Annotated in this window: 21 protein-coding genes; 11 read left to right on the forward strand and 10 right to left on the reverse strand. The window is 69.6% G+C overall.

The genetic code is table 11. From position 1 onward, the window contains the following. Position 1 precedes the first annotated feature (1 nt). From hsaD to Q9R27_RS06565, 5 genes are read left to right on the forward strand one after another with little or no spacing between them, the layout of a single operon-like run. The gene (gene hsaD / locus Q9R27_RS06545; RefSeq protein WP_311251542.1) at positions 2-889 is read left to right on the forward strand and encodes a 4,5:9,10-diseco-3-hydroxy-5,9,17-trioxoandrosta-1(10),2-diene-4-oate hydrolase; all 888 of its coding nucleotides are present in this window, start codon (positions 2-4) and stop codon (positions 887-889) included. Then, positions 886-1,785, forward strand: coding sequence for an iron-dependent extradiol dioxygenase HsaC (hsaC, locus tag Q9R27_RS06550; RefSeq protein WP_311251543.1), 900 nt, complete (start codon positions 886-888; stop codon positions 1,783-1,785). The genes hsaD and hsaC overlap by 4 nt, the downstream gene beginning before the upstream one ends. A 16-nt stretch (positions 1,786-1,801) precedes the next feature. Next, positions 1,802-2,434 (forward strand): flavin reductase family protein, encoded by a 633-nt coding sequence (locus Q9R27_RS06555; RefSeq protein ID WP_311251544.1) that lies wholly within the window; start codon positions 1,802-1,804, stop codon positions 2,432-2,434. Between the two features lie 31 nt (positions 2,435-2,465). After that, positions 2,466-3,020, forward strand: coding sequence for a hypothetical protein (locus Q9R27_RS06560; protein WP_311251545.1), 555 nt, complete (start codon positions 2,466-2,468; stop codon positions 3,018-3,020). A 24-nt stretch (positions 3,021-3,044) separates the two neighbouring features. After that, complete coding sequence (locus Q9R27_RS06565; protein ID WP_311251546.1) at positions 3,045-3,806, forward strand: enoyl-CoA hydratase-related protein; 762 nt, start codon at positions 3,045-3,047, stop codon at positions 3,804-3,806. Between the two features lie 129 nt (positions 3,807-3,935). On the opposite strand, the gene Q9R27_RS06570 is transcribed toward Q9R27_RS06565, so the two are convergent. The 6 genes from Q9R27_RS06570 to Q9R27_RS06595 all read right to left on the reverse strand — a co-directional run bounded on the left by Q9R27_RS06570 (position 3,936) and on the right by Q9R27_RS06595 (position 10,910). After that, a complete protein-coding gene (locus Q9R27_RS06570) occupies positions 3,936-4,820 on the reverse strand; it encodes a CoA ester lyase (protein ID WP_311251547.1) in 885 nt (294 codons plus the stop codon). 1 nt (position 4,821) lies between these two features. Beyond that, positions 4,822-5,904, reverse strand: a complete 1,083-nt coding sequence (locus Q9R27_RS06575) for a CoA ester lyase (protein WP_311251548.1) — start codon at positions 5,902-5,904, stop codon at positions 4,822-4,824. 158 nt (positions 5,905-6,062) lie between these two features. Further along, complete coding sequence (locus Q9R27_RS06580; protein ID WP_311251549.1) at positions 6,063-7,049, reverse strand: acyl-CoA dehydrogenase family protein; 987 nt, start codon at positions 7,047-7,049, stop codon at positions 6,063-6,065. A gap of 1 nt (position 7,050) precedes the next feature. Continuing rightward, positions 7,051-8,013, reverse strand: coding sequence for an acyl-CoA dehydrogenase (locus Q9R27_RS06585; protein WP_311251550.1), 963 nt, complete (start codon positions 8,011-8,013; stop codon positions 7,051-7,053). Positions 8,014-8,098: 85 nt separating this feature from the next. Then, complete coding sequence (locus Q9R27_RS06590; RefSeq protein WP_311251551.1) at positions 8,099-9,262, reverse strand: acyl-CoA dehydrogenase family protein; 1,164 nt, start codon at positions 9,260-9,262, stop codon at positions 8,099-8,101. 1 nt (position 9,263) lies between these two features. After that, positions 9,264-10,910, reverse strand: coding sequence for a FadD3 family acyl-CoA ligase (locus Q9R27_RS06595; protein ID WP_311251552.1), 1,647 nt, complete (start codon positions 10,908-10,910; stop codon positions 9,264-9,266). 97 nt (positions 10,911-11,007) lie between these two features. Here Q9R27_RS06595 and Q9R27_RS06600 point away from each other — a divergent pair, with 97 nt between their 5' ends. The 5 genes from Q9R27_RS06600 (at position 11,008) to Q9R27_RS06620 (ending at position 15,379) form a co-directional block, all read left to right on the forward strand. Further along, positions 11,008-12,180: an acyl-CoA dehydrogenase family protein gene (locus Q9R27_RS06600; RefSeq protein WP_311251553.1), complete on the forward strand. Its 1,173-nt coding sequence runs from the start codon at positions 11,008-11,010 to the stop codon at positions 12,178-12,180. Next, entirely contained in the window at positions 12,180-12,983 is an 804-nt protein-coding gene (locus Q9R27_RS06605; RefSeq protein ID WP_311251554.1) for an SDR family oxidoreductase, read from the forward strand. Before Q9R27_RS06600 ends, Q9R27_RS06605 begins: the two co-directional genes overlap by 1 nt. Continuing rightward, on the forward strand, positions 12,976-13,599 hold the full coding sequence (locus Q9R27_RS06610) for a TetR/AcrR family transcriptional regulator (protein ID WP_311251555.1): 624 nt from the start codon (positions 12,976-12,978) through the stop codon (positions 13,597-13,599). The genes Q9R27_RS06605 and Q9R27_RS06610 overlap by 8 nt, the downstream gene beginning before the upstream one ends. Then, the gene (locus tag Q9R27_RS06615) at positions 13,592-14,755 is read left to right on the forward strand and encodes an acetyl-CoA C-acetyltransferase (RefSeq protein WP_311251556.1); all 1,164 of its coding nucleotides are present in this window, start codon (positions 13,592-13,594) and stop codon (positions 14,753-14,755) included. The genes Q9R27_RS06610 and Q9R27_RS06615 overlap by 8 nt, the downstream gene beginning before the upstream one ends. A gap of 99 nt (positions 14,756-14,854) precedes the next feature. Next, on the forward strand, positions 14,855-15,379 hold the full coding sequence (locus Q9R27_RS06620; protein ID WP_311251557.1) for a hypothetical protein: 525 nt from the start codon (positions 14,855-14,857) through the stop codon (positions 15,377-15,379). An 81-nt stretch (positions 15,380-15,460) separates the two neighbouring features. Here the strand turns inward: Q9R27_RS06620 and Q9R27_RS06625 are convergent, their stop codons facing one another. From Q9R27_RS06625 to Q9R27_RS06640, 4 genes are read right to left on the reverse strand one after another with little or no spacing between them, the layout of a single operon-like run. Beyond that, the gene (locus Q9R27_RS06625; RefSeq protein ID WP_311251558.1) at positions 15,461-16,534 is read right to left on the reverse strand and encodes a nitronate monooxygenase; all 1,074 of its coding nucleotides are present in this window, start codon (positions 16,532-16,534) and stop codon (positions 15,461-15,463) included. 2 nt (positions 16,535-16,536) lie between these two features. Continuing rightward, entirely contained in the window at positions 16,537-17,319 is a 783-nt protein-coding gene (locus Q9R27_RS06630) for a CoA-transferase (RefSeq protein WP_311251559.1), read from the reverse strand. A gap of 15 nt (positions 17,320-17,334) precedes the next feature. Then, positions 17,335-18,243 carry a CoA-transferase gene (locus Q9R27_RS06635; protein ID WP_311251560.1) on the reverse strand — a complete coding sequence of 303 codons (909 nt, stop codon included), beginning with the start codon at positions 18,241-18,243 and terminating at the stop codon, positions 17,335-17,337. Beyond that, positions 18,240-19,001: an enoyl-CoA hydratase family protein gene (locus Q9R27_RS06640; RefSeq protein WP_311251561.1), complete on the reverse strand. Its 762-nt coding sequence runs from the start codon at positions 18,999-19,001 to the stop codon at positions 18,240-18,242. Before Q9R27_RS06640 ends, Q9R27_RS06635 begins: the two co-directional genes overlap by 4 nt. Positions 19,002-19,078: 77 nt before the next feature. On the opposite strand from Q9R27_RS06640, the gene Q9R27_RS06645 reads away from it, so the two are divergent. Next, complete coding sequence (locus tag Q9R27_RS06645) at positions 19,079-19,846, forward strand: SDR family oxidoreductase (RefSeq protein WP_311251562.1); 768 nt, start codon at positions 19,079-19,081, stop codon at positions 19,844-19,846. Positions 19,847-19,869 lie beyond the last annotated feature (23 nt).

Consider the following 19,869-nt stretch of genomic DNA (forward strand, 5'->3'; position numbering starts at 1 on the left):
CGTGACTGAGCCACTGGCCGCCGACGACGTACGCCGCAGCGCGAGCGTCGAGGGCATCTCCATCAACTACTACGAGTCCGGGAGCACGACAGATGCGGGTGGGGGCCTGCCGCTGGTGATGTTGCACGGCGGCGGGCCGGGTGCGTCGTCCTGGTCGAACTTCGGCAGTGCGCTGCCGGGGTTCGCCCAGGACTTCCGCACGATCCTCATCGACCAGCCGGGCTTCGGTGGCTCGGACAAGCCGCCGGTCGAGGGCAACTACTACCGCCACGCCGCGAAGTACGTGATCGGCCTGCTGGACCAGCTCGGCATCGACCGGTTCCACGTGCTCGGCAACAGCCTCGGCGGCGGCACCGCGATGCGCCTGGCGCTCGAGCACCCCAAGCGGGTCGGCCGGCTGGTGCTGATGGGGCCGGGGGGACTCTCGCTCAACCTCTTCCACGCGGACCCGACCGAGGGCGTGAAGCGGCTGATGGAGTTCAGCGCCAACCCCACCCGGGAGGCCCTGCGCGCCTTCATCTCGACCATGGTCGTCAACCAGGCGCTGGTCACCGACGAACTGGTCGAGGAGCGGTTCGCCGACGCCACCGCCCCCGGATCCCGTGAGGCGATGGCCTCGATGGGCGCCTCGTTCTGGAATCCGGAGACCTTCGAGGACGGGATGCTGTGGCGCGAGGCGCACCGGCTGCGCCAGCACACCCTGCTGACCTGGGGCCGCGAGGACCGGGTCAACCCGCTGGACGGGGCGATGGTGGCGCTCAAGCTGATCCCCAAGGCCCAGCTCCACGTCTTTCCGAACTGCGGCCACTGGGCCCAGATCGAAGCGGCGGACGAGTTCCGCGAAGTCACGGTCCAATTCCTCAACCGCCATCGGGAGCGCGCGAAGTGAGCATCAACATCAAGTCCATGGGCTATGTCCGGGTCGCCTCGACCGACCTGGACCAGTGGCGCACGTTCGCCGGGAAGGTGCTCGGCCTGGCGGAAGGCCGTGGGCCGAACCCGGAGAACCTCTACTACCGCATCGACGCGGTCTCGGCGCGGGTCGTGGTCTTCCCCTCCGACGTCGACCTGCTCTCGGCCACAGGTTGGGAACTGGCCGACAACCGGGCGCTGCAGGACGCACGTGAGCACCTCGCCGCCGCCGGCGTCACCTTCGAGGAGGGGACTGCCGAGGAGCTGGCCGAGCGCCGGGTCCAGGAACTGATCCGCTTCGAGGACCCGTGGGGCAACGTCTTCGAACTCTTCCACGGCATCACCTACGAGAAGCACCCGGCCATCACGCCGTACGGCGCCACCTTCGTCACCGCCGACCAGGGCATGGGGCACATTGTGATCCCGGTGACCGACGACGTGGAGGCGCTGCGCTTCTACACCGAGGTGCTCGGCTTCCGGCTGCGCGACTCGATGTCCATGCCCGGAGAGTTCGTCGGCAAGGAGCCCGGCTCGAAGGTCTGGCTCCGCTTCCTGGGCATCAATCCGCGCCACCACTCGCTGGCGTTCCTGCCGATGCCGAACCCCGCCAAGTGCGTCCACATCATGCTCGAGGTCGACAAGCTCGACGACGTCGGCCGGGCACTGGAGCGGGTGAAGAAGCACAAGGCGCCGCTCTCGGCGACGCTGGGACGTCACATGAACGACGAGATGGTCTCCTTCTACGTCAAGTCGCCGGGCGGCTTCGACGTGGAGTTCGGCACCGAGGGATTGACCGTGGACGACGAGCGCTGGGTCGCTCGCGAGTCGACTGCGGTCTCCTACTGGGGCCACGACTTCTCCGGTGGGGCCTGAGGCCACAATGGGAACCATGAGTGACCACGAGATCCCGGCAGGGATGCGTCCGGACGCCGGCGAGCACTGGCCGCCGCAGGAACTGATCGACTCCTTCCTGGGCAACTTCGACTTCGAGTTCCGCCCCGGTGAGGGTGTCGACATCGCGGACACGGAGGAGGCCCAGGCCGCCGCCCGCAAGTTCCGCGACACCCTGGGGCGCTATGCCTCCGGGGTCACCGTGATCACGTCGATGGCCGACGGGGAGCCGGTCGGGATGACCTGCCAGTCGTTCTCCTCGATCTCGCTGGACCCGCCGCTGGTGATGTTCAGCCCCGCCCGTACGTCGCGTGCCTGGCCGCTGATCCAGCGCTCGGGCCACTTCTGCGTCAACTTCCTGGCCGATGGCCAGGAAGCGCTCTCGAACGTGATGGCCAGTCGCGGCACCGACAAGTTTGCCGGTGTCGAGTTCGCGTTGTCGGCCACGGGGTCGCCCCGCTTCGACGGCATCGTCGGCTATGTCGACTGCACCATCGAGGCGGTCCACGTCGCCGGTGACCACTACGTGGTGATCGGCCGGGTCCAGGACCTGGACTTCACCACCGACGCCGACGGCGTCTCGCCGGACCCGTTGCTCTACTTCCAGGGTGCCTACCGCACGGTGAAGTGATCCGTGCCGCGGCCGTGGGAGGATGCGGCGCGTGGGCGGCAGTGACGAGGAGTACGACGAGCTCGAGGCCTCGCTCGATCAGATCGACACGATCGACGAAGACGCCGTCGCGCCGCCAGGCGTGGCGGGCGGTGCCGGCACCGGCCGCCGTGACCTCGCCGACCGGGTGACCGCCCGGTTCTTCTGGCTCTGCGAGCACCCGATGACCAGCCGGCGCGTGCTGCGGATGGTCGAGGCGAGCGTCTCGGACGCGGAGTCGGCGAGCAGGTTCTATGGCTTCCTCAACCGGCGGATGGACGGCATGGTCGGGCGCCGGATGACCCTGTCGGCCTCGCGGATGGAACTGGTGGGCGCCCAACTCGTCGGCACCGCGATGCTCCGCTATGTGCTCCTGGTCGAGCCGGTTGCCTCGATGCCGCTGGAACGACTGCTGCCGATGGTGGCTGCCGGCGTACGGGGACTCCTGGGTGCCGAGCCCGGTGAGGAAGCGGCAGACCCCGACCCGCCGGAGCGCCTGGCCGGACCGGGCAGCGCGGACGTGGTCGAGGCGTGGATGCAGGTGAAACGGGGCGGTCGCCCGTTCTGAAGGGCGCCTCGATAGCCTTCCGCCGTGACCCCAGGACTCCAGATCACCCGGACCGACGACGTCGTCGAGGTCCTCTTCGACCGCCCCGAGCGCCACAATGCCTTCACCAAGGCGATGTACCAGGGCATCCGCGACCTGGCCGCAGAGCTGCGTGAGGACACCTCCGTCAAGGTGCTCGTGCTGCGCGGCGCCGGTGGCCGTGCCTTCGCCGCCGGCAACGAGATCTCCGACTTCCTCGAGGCCGACGCGGTCGCCTACGAGACCTGGATCCGGGAGATGCTCCAGCTCCTCTTCGAACTGCCCCAGGTCACCATCGCGGCGATCGACGGTGTCTGCGTCGGTGGGGGACTGGCCGTGGCCACCCACTGCGACCTGCGGATCGCCACGGGCCACTCGCGGTTCGGTTATCCGATCGCGCGCACCCTGGGCAACGCGCTCTCCGCGCCGATCGTCTACCGCTGCTCGGCCGTCTTCGGGGAGTCAATGACCCGCGAGATGCTGCTCGCCTCCCGTCTGGTCACCGCTGACCGTGCGTACGCCGTGGGCGCGCTGATGGCGGTGACGGACGACCTCGATGGCGAGGTGGCGAGCCTGGTGGAGTCGCTGACTGCGCTCTCCGGGGTCACCCTGCGCACCACCAAGCGCCAACTCGTCGCCCGGGCCGAAGCGCTGGAGGTGGCACCTGCCGACGACGACGAGGTGCTCCGTGAGGTCTACACAGGCGCCGACTTCCACGAGGGCGTCCGCGCGTTCCTGGCCAAGGAGAAGCCCGCCTTCGGCAAGTGACCTGCCGACCGATGGGGCACCCGTGACGGCGCACCCACGGATGGCCCTGAGAAGGCACTAAACCATGTGGACCACGTGGTCCACATGGTTTAGTGCCGATGAGAGAGGGGCCGGCGCGGCCCGGCGGCCTCAGGCCTGGTCGGCCTCGAGGGCGGTGATCGCCTCATGGATGTCCAGGGTGCGCTGCGCCGACTCGACGTGGAGGTTCTCCACCATCTTGTTGTTGTAGGTCACCACGCCCGAGCCCTTGCCGTCGTTCCACGCCTGGATCAGTCCGCGGGCGTCCTCGACGGCCTGCTCGGAGGGTGCGAACGCCTTGTTGGCGCCCTCGACCTGGCCGGGGTGGATCAGGGTCTTGCCGTCGAAGCCCATCTGGCGGCCCTGCTCGCACTCGGCGAGGAACCCGTCGATGTTCTTCACGTCGTTGTAGACACCGTCGATCACCGCGATGCCCGCGGCGCGACCGGCCAGGAGTGCGGTGTGCAGGCTCGGCAGGATCGGCTCGCGCCCCGGCACGTGCTCGGCGTACAGCTCCTTGACCAGGTCGTTGGTGCCCAGCACGAAGGCGCCGAGGCGTTCGGAGGCGGTGGCGATGGAGAGCGCGCCGAGGATGGCGACGGGGGTCTCGACCATCGCCCAGAGCTTCGTGTGCTCCGGGGCGCCAGCCTTCTCCATCGCAGCCACGAGCTGGTGCACTTCCTCGGCCGAGTTGACCTTCGGCACCACGATGGCGTGCGGACCGGCCTGGGCGGCAGCGACGATGTCCGCGTCGTGCCACTCGGTGCCGATGCCGTTGACCCGGATGGTCAGCGTGCGCTTGCCGTAGGCGCCCGAGGAGGCGGCCGCGGCAGCCGCCTCGCGGGCGGCGGGCTTGGCGTCGGGGGCGACGGCGTCCTCGAGGTCGAAGATCACGCCGTCGATGGGCAGCGTCTTCGCCTTCTCCAGCGCCTTCGCGTTGGAGGAGGGCATGTAGAGGACGGAGCGGAGCGGGGTGAATCCCGTGGTGGCGGTCATGTCAGGCTTCCTCGATCACGATGGCGTCGTACAGTTCCTTGAGCTTCGGGTCGATCGCGGCCAGCTGGTCGGCCAGTTCGACCTGCACCTTGCACTGCTTGACCGAGGCGTCGTCCTCCATCTTGCCGTCGATCATCACCGCACCGGTGCCGTCACCCATCGCAGCGATCACCCGGCGGGCGTGGGTGACGTCCTCGACGCTGGGGGCGAAGACGCGGTTCGCGATCTCGATCTGCACCGGGTGCAGCGACCAGGCGCCGACGCAGCCGAGCAGGAACGCGTTGCGGAACTGGTCCTCGCAGGCCACCGTGTCCTTGATGTCGCCGAACGGGCCCCAGTAGGGGTAGATGCCGTGCATCACGCAGGCGTCGACCATCCGGGCGATCGTGTAGTGGTAGAGGTCCTGCTGGTACGTCGTCCGGTCGGCGTCGTAGGCGAAGCTGCCGTCGTCGGTGCGCGGGGCGTCCTGGCGGACCAGGTAGCCCGGGTGCGGACCGCCCACGCGGGTGGTCTTCATCCGCCGGTCCGCGGCCAGGTCGGCCGGGCCCAGCGAGAGGCCCTGCATCCGGGGCGAGGCGCCGCAGATCTCCTCGATGTTCGCCACGCCGCGGGCGGTCTCCAGGATCGCGTGCACCTGGAGCGGCTTGGTGATGCCAGCCTTCGCCTCGAGCTGGGCCAGGATCCGGTCGATGTAGTGGATGTCCTCGGCGCCCTGCACCTTGGGCACCATGATCACGTCGAGCTTCTCACCGATCGCCGGGATCAGGGTGGTCAGGTCGTCGAGCACCCAGGGGGAGTCCAGGGCGTTGATCCGGGTCCAGAACTGGGTGGGCCCGAAGTCGACCTCCTGGCCGATCTTGACCAGGCCGTTGCGCGCCTGCTCCTTGTTCTCCGCCTTGACGGCGTCCTCCAGGTTGCCCAGCAGCACGTCGGTGGTGCCGACCATCCCGGGGACCTTGGCCGCCATCTTCTCGTTGCCCGGGTCGAAGAAGTGGATCGCCCGTGACGGGCGGGCCGGGATCTCACGCAACGGTGCGGGTGCGCCCACGGCGAGTGGGGCGAAGAAGTCCTTGGCGGTTCGCAAGTGTCTGCTCCTCGGGTTCTGGGCCAGGGTGCCGGGCGCACGCCACCAGGCGGCGCGCCGGATTCTCCGGCGAACCTAGCAGCCCCGGGCCGCCACGGCGTACGACGCATCGCACTGCGGACCCGGTGCGACCGATCTCACGGCCCCGCCAAGGGGGTTCAGAGGGCGATCCGGGCCCGGTGCTCGTGCGGCTGCCCGAAGAGCTGGCCCAGCGCGTGCGCCCGCTTGAAGACCAGGTGCGCGTCGTGCTCCCAGGTGATCGCGATCCCGCCATGCAGTTGCACCGTCTCGGAGGCAACCTTGGCCAGCGCATCGGTGCACCACGACCGGGCCACGGCCGAGCGCTCGGCGAGCAGCGCGGCCTGCTCCTGGCCGGGTTCCTCCAAGTACGCCGCCGCGGCGGCGCTGGCGGCCCAGGAGACCGAACGGCTCGTCTCGAGGAGCACCAGCATGTCGGACATCCGGTGCTTGAGCGCCTGGAAGGAACCGATGGCTCGCCCGAACTGCACCCGCTCCTTGGCGTAGGAGACGGTCATGTCCAGCCCACGCTGGGCAGCACCCACCTGGAGCGCAGTGGCCAGGGCAGCGGCGACGTCACGCAGCGGACCCTGCGGCGCGACCGGTGCGTCGACGGCACCCAGGCCGATGGTCTGGTCCACGCCGACCAGTCCGGTCACCGGAGCCTCGACCTGCTCGACCCGGGTCTCGGCGCCCTCGCCGACCAGGGCGAGCACGATCTCGGCGTACGGCGCATCGAGCACCGTGTCCGGGTCCAGCACGACCGTGGCGATCTCGCCCGCCGCGATCCGCGGCAGCAGTCCGGTGCGCTGCTCCTCGGTGCCGTGCAACCGCAGCGCCGTCACGGCGAGCGTGCTGGCCAGCATCGGCACGGGGGAGAGTGCCTGGCCCAGTTCCTCGAGCACGACCGCGGACTCGAAGAGGGTGGCACCGGCTCCGTCGTACTCCTCCGGCACTGCCAGGGCAGCCACCCCGACCTGCTCGCACAGGGTGGTCCACAGGGCGCGGTCGAACCCGTCGTCGCCCTCGATCGCGGCCCGCACTGCCATGCTGTCGCCGCGCCGGGCGAGCAGGCCGCGGATCAGTTCGGCCAGTTCCTGCTGGTCCTCGGAGAGCCCGAAGTGCATCTCAGGCCCCCGCCGCGACCAGTGCGTCGAGGATCGCGGCCCGGTGGTGTGCCGGGGTGCCCCAGGCGGTGACCAGGGCCCGGACCTTCATCAGCCACAGGCTCAGGTCGAACTCCGCGGTGTAGCCGATCGCGCCGTGCACCTGCAGGCCGACCCGGCTGGCCAGGTAGACAGCATCCGCACAGGCCACCTTCGCGGCCGATGCGTCCCGGGACCCCTCCGGCGTACCGAGGGAGAGGGCCGCCCCGAAGACGAGCGGGCGGGCGAAGTCCAGGGCGATCCGGACGTCGGCGAGCTGGTGCTTGATGGCCTGGTAGGAGCCGATCTCGCGGCCGAACTGGCGCCGCTGCTTCACATAGGTGACCGCGTCGTCGAGGATCCGCTCGCCGGCGCCGAGCAACTGGGCTGCGGTGGCGACCACGGCAGCGTCGAAGGCCGCGGCCGGGTCGCCGGTCGCGACCTGGTCACCGGCAGTGACGGCGTACAGGCGGCGGGTCGGGTCCACCGAGTGTGCCCGCTCACCGACGGCAGCGGTGGCCAGGTTCCCCGCCGCGTCGGCGGCGTACAGGTGGGTGGCCAGGTCGGCGTCGAGGGCCCGCGGAACGTGCGGGGCAACCGCTACCGAGGCGACGGCCCCCTCGGCCAGTTCGCACAGCACGGTGGTGTCGGCTAGGGCGAGCGGGAGGTACGCCGCGGACTCGACCCAGGGGCCGGGCACCGCATGCCTGCCGAGCGCCTCGAAGGCGATCGCCAGCTCCACGCCGCTGGCACCCATGCCGCCCGACTCCTCGGGCACCAGGAGGGCGTTGACGCCCTGCTCGGCCAGGCGCTGCCACAGGGCCAGCCCGGGGGCGGTGTCGTCCTCGGCCCAGGCGCGGGCGGCGGCAACCGTGCCGGCGCCGGCCAGCAACTTGTCCAGGGTCGCGGCGAAGGACTCCTGCTCGGGGGTGAACGTGAACCTCACTTGCCTGCTCCCTTCGGCTCGCTGTGCTTGTGTGCTCGCCTCAGTGCGCGCGCGGGGTTGCGGGTGGTTGCGTCGGTGCACCGCATCAGCGCGCTCCCTTCGGCTCGCGGGGCAGCCCCAGGATGCGCTCCGCGACGATGTTGCGCTGGATCTCGTTGGTGCCGGCATAGATCGGGCCGGACAGCGAGAAGATGTAGCCGTCGCTCCAGCGCGACTCCAGCTCCGCGTCCGCGCCGAGCAGGTCCAGGCCGGTCTCGTGCAGGGCCACGTCGAGTTCGGACCAGAACACCTTGTTGACCGATCCGGCCGCACCCATCTCGCCACCGCCGGCCAGCCGGGTCACCGTGCCCCAGGTGTAGAGGCGGTAGGCCTGGGCCCGCAGCCACGCATCGACGACACGGTCCCCGGCACCGGCCGGCACCGGAGCGCCGACGTCGACCTGACTCCGGTAGAGGTCGACCAGACGGTCGGCCGCGGCACAGAAGCGGCCCGGCGAGCGCAGCGAGAGGCCGCGCTCGTTGCCGGCCGTGCTCATCGCGACCCGCCACCCGTCACCGGGCGCACCCAGCACGTCGGCATCGGGGACGAAGACGTCCTCGAAGAAGATCTCCGCGAACCCGGCCTCGCCGTCCAGCTGCGCGATCGGGCGCACCGTGATCCCTGCGGCGTCGAGCGGGAACAGGAAGTAGGTCAGCCCGGCATGGCGCTGGGCGGACGGGTCGGAGCGGAAGAGCCCGAAGCCCCAGTGCGCGAAGGCGGCGCGCGAGGACCAGGTCTTCTGCCCGTTGAGCACCCACCCGCCGCGCTCCTCGTCGCGGGTGGCGGTCGAGCGCAGCGAGGCCAGGTCGGAGCCGGCCTCGGGCTCGGACCACGCCTGGGCCCAGATCGTCTCGCCGGTTGCCATCGAGGGCAGGAACCGGTCCTGCTGCTCGGGGGTGCCGTGGTCGAAGAGGATCGGGGAGAGCAGGAAGATGCCGTTCTGCGACACGCGGCCCGGCGCGCCGGCGCGGTAGTACTCCTCCTCGAAGATCACCCACTCGACCAGCGACGCCTCGCGGCCGTGGTACTTCTCGGGCCAGGAGACCACCGACCAGCGGGCGGCCGACAACTTCGCCTCCCACTCCTGGTGCGCGGTCCATCCCTCGGCGGTGTCCATCGAGGGGAGCGGCTCGGCCGGCACGTTCTCGGCCAGCCAGGCGCGGGCCTCGTCGCGGAATGCGCGCTCGGCCTCGGTCAGTTCGAGATCCATCTCAGTCCTGGCCCTTTCCAGGCTCGTGCTGCTCGCGCAGCTGTGTCTTGAGCACCTTGCCGCCCAGGTTGCGGGGGAGCGCGTCGACGAACTCCACCACCCGGGGCACCTTGAAGTTGGCCAGCCGCTCCTTCGCGAAGGCGATCACGTCCTCGACGGTGACGTCCGCGCCGTCACGGCGTACGACGTGGGCCTTGCCGACCTCGCCCATCCGCTCGTCCGGTACGCCGATCACGGCGGCCTCCACGACGCCGTCGAGGCGGGCCAGCACCTGTTCCACCTCGGCGGGATAGACGTTGAAGCCGCCGCTGATGTACATGTCCTTGAGCCGGTCGGTGATCCGCAGGTAGCCGCGCTCGTCCACGCTGCCCACGTCGCCGGTGTGCAGCCAGCCGTCGGGTTCGATGGTGGCCGCGGTCGCCTCCGGATCGTCGAGGTAGCCGCGCATCACCATCGGGCCGCGGAACTGGACCTCGCCCTCCTCGCCCGCGCCGAGCACCCGGCCCGACTCGGGATCGACGATCCGCAATTCCAGTCCGTCCACCACGCGCCCGCAGGTGGTGGCAATGGTGTGGTCGTCATCGCCGGGACGGCACATGGTCGCGGTGACGCACTCGGTCATCCCGAAGGCGGTGATCACCAGGTCGAAGGAGAGTTCGGACTGCATCCGCTCGACCAGGGCGACCGGCACCGACGCCGCGCCGGTGTTGGCGAAGCGCAGCGAGGACGTGTCGGTGGTGGCGAAGTCGGGATGCTCCAGCAGGGAGTGGAAGATCGTCGGCGCCCCCGGGACCATGGTAATCTGCTCGTCGGCGATCAACCGCAGCGCCTCACCGGCGTCGAAGGCCGCCATCGGATAGAGGGTGCATCCGGTCAGGATCGAGGTGACGATGCCGACCTTGTAGCCATAGGAGTGGAAGAACGGGCTGATCACCAGGTAGCGGTCCGCATCGCTGACCTGCCCGGTCGCGGCCCACACGGCCGAGGCGCTGATCGTCTGGCTGTGGGCCGACAGGACGCCCTTGGAGCGACCGGTGGTGCCGGAGGTGAAGAGGATGTCGGCAATGTCGTCGCCGGTGACTGCATCCGCGATGGCGTCGACCTGGTCGTCGCTGACGCTTGCGCCGACGCTGGCCAGGTCGACGAAGGCAACAGTGCCCGGGGGATTGCCGGGCGCGGCGTCGTCGCTGATCCGGACGATGGCGCGCAGGCCGGGCAGGCCGGCAACGACCTCGCCCTCGGTGCCCAGGTCGCCGGCGTCCCTCAGTTCGCCTGCTGCGGCCTGGAGTTCGTCGACCTGGCTGCGGCCCAGGAAGCCGTCGGCGATGATCGCCAGGGTGGCCCCGGTGCGGTCAAGGACGTCGATGACCTCGTGGCCCTTGTAGCGGGTGTTGAGCGGGACCAGGGTGGCGCCGGCGTGGCTCACGGCCAGGCCGGCGACGATCCAGTGCCAGGTGTTGGGGGCCCAGATCGCGACCCGATCCCCGGGACGCACGCCGAGGGCGACGTACCCGCGCGCGGCGTCGCGGACCTGCTGGCGCAACGAGGCGAAGGTGAGGGTGGTGTCGCCGTCGACGACCGCCGGGTGGTCGGCGTACTGCGCTGCGGCCTCCCGTACGGCGGCGGGAAGGGTCTGTACGCCGGTCATCTCTCTCCTCCTCGAGCCGCTCACCTGGACGGCAACCAAACAAGTGCTTGGTAGGGTACCTTAGTCGCAGCACCCGCCGTCGCGAAAGGACCCTCCCGTGGATCTGAGCCACTCAGCCGAGGACGAGCAGTTCCGGGCCGAGGTCCGGGCCTGGCTCGGCGACAACCTCGTCGGCGACTTCGCCGAGCTCAAGGGGCTGGGCGGGTCCGGCAAGGACCTCGAGGCCCACGACGAGCGCCTCGAGTGGGACCGCCACCTGGCCCGCCACGGCTGGACCTGCATCGGCTGGCCCACCGAGCACGGCGGCCGCGGCCTCTCGCTGATGCAGCAGGTGATCTTCCACGAGGAATACGCCCGCGCCAACGCCCCGGCGCGGGTCAACCACCTCGGCGAGGAACTGCTCGGCCCCACCCTGATCGCCTTCGGTACGCCGGAGCAGCAGCAACGCTTCCTGCCGAAGATCCGCGCCGTCGAGGAACTCTGGTGCCAGGGCTATTCCGAGCCAGGCGCCGGCTCCGACCTGGCCGCCGTCTCCACCAGGGCGCGCCTGGACGGGGACGACTGGGTGATCGACGGGCAGAAGGTATGGACCTCGCTGGCCCAGTTCGCCGACTGGATCTTCGTGCTCGCCCGCACCGAGCCCGGCTCCTCGCGGCACCACGGACTCAGCTTCCTGCTGGTTCCCACTCAGCAGGACGGGGTCGAGATCCGCGGCATCGAACAGCTCACCAGCGGCGCCGAGTTCAACGAGGTCTTCTTCACCGGGGCCAGCACCAGTGCCGACCTGGTCGTCGGCGAGCCCGGCAAGGGATGGGGCGTGGCGATGGGGCTGCTCGGCTTCGAACGCGGCGTCTCCACGCTCGGCCAGCAGGTCGGCTTCGCCCGCGAGTTCGCCGGCGTCGTGGAGATGGCCACGGCGAACGGCGCGATCGATGACCCGATCCTGCGGGACCGCCTCGCCCAGGCCAAGGTCGGCCTGGAGACGATGCGCCTCAACGCCCTGCGCACCCTGTCGGGCGGCGGCCCCGGCGCCGAATCGATCGCCAAGCTGGTCTGGGGCAACTGGCACCGCCGCCTGGGCGAACTGGCCATGGAGATCGCCGGGCGCGACTCGCTGAGCGCCCAGGGCGCGCCGTACGACCTGGACCAGTGGCAACGCCTCTTCCTCTTCACCCGGGCCGACACGATCTATGGCGGCTCCGACGAAGTCCAACGCAACATCCTCTCCGAACGAGTCCTCGGACTCCCGCGCGAGCCGAAAGGCGCCTGATGAGCACCCACCGTCCCGAACAGCCCGCCCCTGACTACGTCCCCGGGCACGACCTCCTCGCCGGCAAGGTCGTCGTCGTCACCGCCGCAGCCGGTGCCGGCATCGGCGCCGCAGTGGTACGCCGTGTGCTGGAGGAGGGTGCCCGGGCCGTAGTCCTCTCCGACACCCACGCCCGGCGGCTGGCCGAGGCCGAGGCCGAACTGGGCAAGGAGTTCGGCGCCGACCGGGTCCGCTCGCTGGTCTGCGACGTCACCGACGAGGCACAGGTGACCGCCCTGCTGGACGCGGCCGACGAGTTCGGCGGGGTCGACGTGATGATCAACAACGCCGGGCTCGGCGGCGAGGTCAATGTGCTGGAGATGACCGACGAACAGTGGCTCAAGGTCCTCGACATCACCCTCAACGGCACCTTCCGGTGCGTGCGCGCAGCCGGCAACCGGATGGTCGCGGCCGGCAAGCGCGGCGTCATCGTCAACAACGCCTCCGTGATCGGATGGCGGGCCCAAGAGGGACAGGCCCACTACGCGGCCGCGAAGGCCGGGGTGATGGCGCTGACCCGCTGTGCCGCCCTCGACATGGCCGCGCACGGGATCCGGATCAACGCGGTCTCGCCGAGCCTGGCGATGCACCCGTTCCTGGAGAAGGTCACCACCCCCGAACTGCTCGCCGAGCTCAAGCAGCGCGAGGCGTTCGGCCGGGCCGCCGAGCCGTGGGAGGTCGCCAACGTGATGGTCTTCCTGGCCAGCGACTACGCGTCGTACATGACCGGTGAAGTGGTCTCGGTGAGCAGCCAGCATGCCTGAGCCGGGCGCCACGGGCGCGACAGGGGAGAACAGCAGCCGGCGCGACGAACTGCTCCGCATCGCGGCCGGCCTCTTCGCCGAGAAGGGGTTCAAGAACACGACGGTGCGCGACATCGCCGACGCGGCCGGGATCCTGTCGGGCAGCCTCTACCACCACTTCGACTCCAAGGAGTCGATCGTCGACGAGTTGCTCGTCGCCTTCCAGACCGAACTGTTCGACAGGTACGACGAAATCCTGGCCTCCGACCTGGATGCCCGCGGCAAGATCGAGGCAGCGGTCCGCCTCTCCTTCGAGGCGATCCACACCCGTGGACCCGAGGTGGCCATCTTCCAGAACGACGCCGACTTCCTCGGCGGGTTCGAGCGGTTCGGCTACCTGGCCGAGCGCAACCAGCAGTCCCGCGACGTGTGGATGACCCTGCTCCGTGAGGGCATCGACTCCGGCGTGCTGCGCCAGGACCTCGACATCGAGATCATCTACCGCTTCATCCGCGACACCGTCTGGGTCGCGGTGCGGTGGTACCGCCCCGGCGGCGAACTGGACCACCCCGAGGTCGCCGACCAATACCTGCACATCCTCCTTGAAGGCATCACGGAAGGAACCACCCATGGCTGAGGCCTACATCGTCGACGCGGTCCGCACCCCGGTCGCCAAGCGCCGCGGCGCGCTGGCCGACATGCACTCCGCCGACCTCGGCGCCCACTCGATCAAGGCACTCATCGACCGGACCGGGGTCGACCCGGGCGCGGTGGACGACGTGATCATGGGCTGCTGCGACACGATCGGCTCCCAGGCCGGCGACGTCGCCCGTACGGCGTGGCTCGTCGCGGGCCTGCCCGACCACGTGCCCGGCGTGACCATCGACCGCCAGTGCGGATCCTCGCAGCAGTCGGTCCACTTCGCTGCCCAGGGCGTGATGTCCGGGACCCAGGACCTGGTCGTCGCCGGCGGCCTGCAGAACATGTCCGCCATCCCGATCTCGGCAGCGATGCTGGTCGCGGACCAGTACGGGTTCACCACCCCGTTCGCCGAGTCCCCGGGCTGGAATGCCCGCTACGGCGACGTCGAGGTCTCCCAGTTCAACTCCGCCGAGATGATCGCGGAGAAGTGGGGGATTAGCCGTGAGGAGATGGAGGTCTTCGCGCTCGAGTCGCACACCCGAGCCCGCGCCGCGATCCACGAGGGCCGCTTCACGAACGAGATCGCACCGGTCACCCTGGCCGACGGCACTGTCTTCGACACCGACCAGTGCCCCCGGGACACCTCCCTGGCGAAGATGGCCGAGTTGCAGACCCTGCTCCCCGGCGGCCGGGTCCACGCCGGCGTCTCCTCGCAGATCTGCGACGCGTCGTCGGCGATGCTGATCGCCTCGGAGCAGGCGGTCAAGGACCACGGGCTCACCCCCCGGGCCCGGGTGCACCACCTCTCGGTCCGCGGCGACGACCCGATCTGGATGCTGACCGGGCCGATCACTGCCACCAAGCACGCGCTCGCCAAGGCCGGGATGTCGATTGACGACATCGACCTCTTCGAATGCAACGAGGCGTTCGCCAGCGTGGTGCTCGCGTGGATGAAGGAGACCGGCGCGCCGCACGAGAAGGTGAACGTCAACGGTGGCGCGATCGCGCTGGGCCACCCGATCGGCGCCACCGGCACCCGGTTGATGACCACGATGCTCAACGAACTCGAGCGCACCGGCGGTCGCTATGGCCTGCAGACCATGTGCGAGGGCGGCGGCCAGGCCAACGTCACCATCATCGAGCGCCTCTGACCCTGTCGTCGAGGCGGCACGTGTTGACGTGATTCTGCGTCGAGGCGGCGTCCATTGACGCCGCCTCGACGATTTTCGTGCGCGTGAAACGATCAGCGGGTGAACCTGCATCGCATCGTCTACCTGCTGCACATCCCGCTCACGCTGCTGTTGCTGGTGTGGGCATGGTTCGGGCGGGCCTTCTTCGGGGCCGGTGGGTGGTTCTTCCTGATCCTGCCGATCTTTGCCGGGCCGGTCGTGCTGGTGATCCTCATCGCCCACGTCGTGCTCACCCTGACGACGCCGCGGCGGCCCCGGACCTTCACCACCGCCGAGGTCGCTGCCCACGCCACCCTGTGGTCAGGACTGCTGGGCTTCGGGTTCTTCCTCGTCGACGGTGGCGACACCGATGACAGCATCGGTTCCGCGTTCACCCAGGTGGCCGGCGACTCCTGGCAGGACCTCAGTGCGGCGTTGAGCCTCACCTCGACGGCAGTGGTGGTCGCCGGCTGGGCAGCGGTCATCGTCACCGCCATCCTGGCCCGGCGCCACGTGCCGCCAGCGTTCCCTGGTGGCGGGATGCATCCGCCGTACGGCGTACCGGGGCCTCCTCAACCGTGTGGACCACCTGGTCCACACGGTTGAGGACGCGCACACGGAGCGTCGAGGCGGCGTCAATTGACGCCGCCTCGACGTGTTCAGGCGTCAACACGTGCCGCCTCGAGGTCAGGGGACGAGGTAGCCCTGGGTACGCCGGAGGCATTCGGCCGCTTCGGTCACCACGCGGGAGATCAGCTCCTCGCAGGTCGGCAGGTCGTCCAGGACGCCGACGACCTGGCCCGAGGCGAGTACCCCGGCGTTGGTGTCGCCCTCGACCAGGCCGGCCCGGAGCATCATCGGGGTGTTCGCGGCCAGGGTCATCTGGGCCAGTGAACGCCCCTGGTTCTTCTTCATCTCCCTGCCGTCGCGGGCCAGGTCGAGCCACGACATCCCCGACATCTTCTTGAACTCGAGGGTGCGCCGCACCGTGGGCGCGAGCCGCTTGAGCCGGCTCGACTCCTCGATCTCCTCGACGAACGGCGTACGCAGCATCCGGTGCGGCATGCCGTCGACCTTGTCGGTCACCACGGTGCCGTTGAGGTCGTGGGCCAGGTAGAGCTCCTTGACCGCCTGCGGCACCGCGCTGTCGGCGGTGAGCAGGAAGCGGGTGCCCATCCCGATCCCGGCAGCCCCGTACGAGAGCGCCGCGGCCAGGCCCCGGCCGTCGAAGAAGCCACCGGCAGCAATGACCGGGATGTCGACGGCGTCCAGCACCGAGGGGAGCAGCAACGTGGTGGGCGTGGAACCGGTGTGGCCACCACCCTCGCCGCCCTGGATCATCACCGCGTCGGCGCCCCACGAGGCGACCTTCCTGGCGTGCTTGGGCAGGCCCACGCTCGGGATCACGACGATGCCGTGCTCCTTGAGGGTCGCGATCAGCTCCGGCTTGGGGGCCAGGGCGAACGAGGCGACCTTGACGCCATGCTTGATCAGCAACGCGCACCGCTCGGCCGCGTCCCCGGCGTCGGCACGCAGGTTGACGCCGAACGGTTCCTCCGTGCGTCCCTTGACCTCGAGGATCGCCTGCTCCAGTTCCTCGAAGGTCATCGTGGCACTGGCCAGGATGCCCAGGCCACCGGCGTTCGCGGTGGCCGAGACGAGCCGCGGCCCGGCCACCCAGCCCATCCCCGTCTGGACGACGGGGTGGCGGATGCCGATCAGCTCGGTGAGCGCAGTGCTCAGGAGTTGCGGGGTGCTCACGATCACGCCTTCGGGGTGGCGTCGGCGGGTGGGACCTCGCGGTCGCGGATGTTCTTCGGGTCCAGCACGTTGCGGATGATCATCAACTCCGATGCGTCGGGCTCGCGCGTGGTGGGCACGTCCGCTTCGATGTGCAGGTCGAACCCGGTTGCCTCGACGACCTCCTCGACACTGACGCCGGGGTGCACCGAGAGCAGGCGCACGGTGTCGTCGGGGCCCTTGACGTCGAAGACGCCCAGGTTGGAGACGATCCGGTGGATGTCGTTGAACTTCGCCGCGGCCGGTCCGGCCTGCTTCGCTCGCTTGGGCCCGACACCGGAGACGATGTCGACCTGCTCCACGAAGACCCGCTTGGAGTGCTTGGGCACCCAGTACGACGTACGGTTGTTCACCGTGTTGCCCGGCGCCCCGCGGGAACCGAGCAACTGGCGGGTCGGCTGTTCGAAGGAGCCGATCGCGGAGATGTTCTGGTTGCCATGGCGGTCGATCTGGGTGGCGCCCATCATCACGTGGCGACGTCCATAGGCGACCACGTCGAAGACCCGCCGGAACGGGATCCAGCCCTCGATGACATCGCCCTTGGCGAAGATCGGGGGAGTCCCGTTGAGGAAGAGCGCCTCCCCGTCGGAGATCACCAGGTCCGGGTTGGAGGTGAGCCGGGCCAGGCGCACGCCCAGCATCGGCAGGGTCCCCATCGGGGAGCCGAAGATCTCGCCGTCCTCGGCGAAGGCGTCGGCGATGGCGGCAGCGCAGACCTCTGCCCTGGTCACGTTCGTGTCAGTCATTGCTCAGTCTCCTCGTCAGGCCTGCTCGGCGTGGAACGCCCGGACGGCTTCCTGGTAGGCGGCCTCGTCACCGGAGAGGAACCGCTCCTTGAACGCAGCCCACGCCTCGGGGTCCTTGGCGGAGGTGGCGTAGTGCTTCTGGAACTTCTCGTCCCGCTCGTAGTCGGGCACGCAGTTGGTGAAGTGCGCACCATTGGGCGTCTCCACCACGCCGGTGACCATCATCCGGTTCAGCAGCACGCGCTGGTAGGGCACCGACTGGTCGCCGGCGGACGGTGCGGCGGTCAGGCCGGCGGTGTCGACGACCTGCTCGCACGAGACGAACGTCTTGTCGGCGGCCATCGCGAAGAGGTCGTCGAAGTAGGGGTCGGGCCCGAGGTACGTCGCGTTGCCGTGGGCGTCGGCGCGGTTCAGGTGGACCAGCGCGACGTCGAGCTTCAGCGCGGGGACCGCCACGAACTCCTCGTGGTCACCGTTCTCGTCGGCGTATGGGCTGGTGACCAGCTCCAGGTCCGGGTTGTTGACCAGTACGTCGGAGCCCAGCCCGGCGCGCATCGGCAGGAACGGCAGGTTCTGGCTGGCCGCCTTGAGGCCGGTGTAGAACATGCCCTCGTCCCACTCGCAGACCTCGGGGATCGTGCGGTTCTGGCGTGCGGCCTGGAAGTTCGGCTCGAGGGGGACTGTGTCCATGGTGACGAAGGCATAGACGAGGCGCTTGATCTTGCCGGCCTCGGCCAGCAGGCCGACGTCCGGGCCGCCCCAGGAGACGATGGTGAGGTCCTTCAGGTCCGAGCGCAGGATGGCGCGGACCAGCGCCATCGGCTTGCGCCGGGGGCCCCAGCCGCCGATGCCGATCGTCATCCCGTCACAGAGCTGGTCGACCACCTGGTCGATGGTCAGCTGCTTGTCGCGTGGTCGTGTCACTTGTTCTTCCCTGCCTTGTCTGTTCCGGCGAATGAATCGCGGAGCTCGTCCGAGACCCCCATCAGGTTGAGCTCGAAGGTGAATCCCTGCTCGAAGCGGTAGCTCTTGTTCACGTCGATCGGGTCGATCCCGTTGATCGCCTCCTTGGCGGCGCGGATCACCGAGGTGTGCTTCCCGGCGATCACCCGGGCGACCTCGAGGGCTGCCTCCAGCAGTTCCTCGCGTGGCACCACCCGGTGGACCGAGCCGAACTGGAGCAGGTCGCTGGCGGCGATCCGCCCGGCGGTGAAGTAGAGGGTGCGCATCATGTGCTGCGGCACCAGGCGGGCCATGTGGGTCGCCGCACCGAGTGCGCCCTGGTTCACCTCGGGGACGGAGAAGTAGGCGTCGTCGGAGGCGACGACGATGTCGGCGTTGCCGACCAGGCCGACGCCGCCGCCGATGCAGTGGCCGTTGACCGCGGCGATCACCGGGACCGGGCATTCATAGACGGCCTTGAAGGCTGCGTAGCACCCGGCGTTGGCGCCGAGCAGGGCCTCGAAGCCGGAGGTGTCCTGCATTTCCTTGATGTCGACGCCGGCGTTGAACCCGCGACCCTCGGCGCGGAGCACCACGACATGGGTCTGGCCGTCGCGGCCAGCCTCGTCGAGCGCCTCGGCCACGGCGTACCAGTCGGAGACCGGGAGCGCGTTGACCTTGCCGTGTTCCATCGTCACGACGCGGATGTGGTCCTCGCGCAACTCGGAGGTGATTGCCATCGATGACGCCCTTCCAGTCAACCAAACACTTGCTTGGTACCCTAGCACTTGCTTGGTCCACCGTTGGAAGGAATCCCATGGCAGTGCAGATCGACATGACGGGGCGCGTCGTCCTCGTCACGGGCGGCACCAAGGGCATCGGCGCCGGCATTGCCCGCACCTTCGTCGAGGCCGGTGCCCACGTGGTCACCTGCGCCCGCTCCGAGGTGACACCTGCTCCCGGGACCAGCCACCTGGTCTGCGACGTACGCGACCCGGACGCGGTCAACGCGATGGTCGACGCCATCGTCGCCGAGCACGGACGCCTCGACGTTGCGGTCAACAACGCCGGGGGAGCGCCGTACGCACTGCTGGCCGACGGGTCACCGCGCTTCCACGACAAGATCATGGGCCTGAACTTCACCTCGGTGCTGCTGGTGGCCCAGGCCGCCAACCGGGTGATGCAGGCGCAGCCCGGTGGTGGCGCGATCGTCAACATCTCCTCCATCTCCGCGTTGCGCCCCTCGCCGGGGACGGCGGTGTACGGCGCGGCCAAGGCGGCCGTCGACCAGCTCACCGTCTCCGCGGGGATGGAGTGGGCGCCCACGGTGCGGGTCAACGCGATCAACGTCGGGCTCTGCCGCACCAGCGACACGGCCGACCACTACGGCGGTGACGCGAGCGTTGCCGCCATCGAGGCCACCATCCCGATCGGCCGGATGGCCCGCCCGGAGGAGGTCGGCGGCGTCGCCCTCTTCCTCGCCTCCGACCTCGCCTCCTATGTCACCGGCGCCACCATCGAGTGCCACGGTGGCGGCGAACCGCCGGTCTTCCAGCACGTCCTCAACTCCGTCAACCAGGCCTGAGCGGCCGCGAAGCACAAGGAGCA

Source organism: Nocardioides sp. AE5 (assembly GCF_031844485.1).
Classification (GTDB): Bacteria; Actinomycetota; Actinomycetes; order Propionibacteriales; family Nocardioidaceae; genus Nocardioides.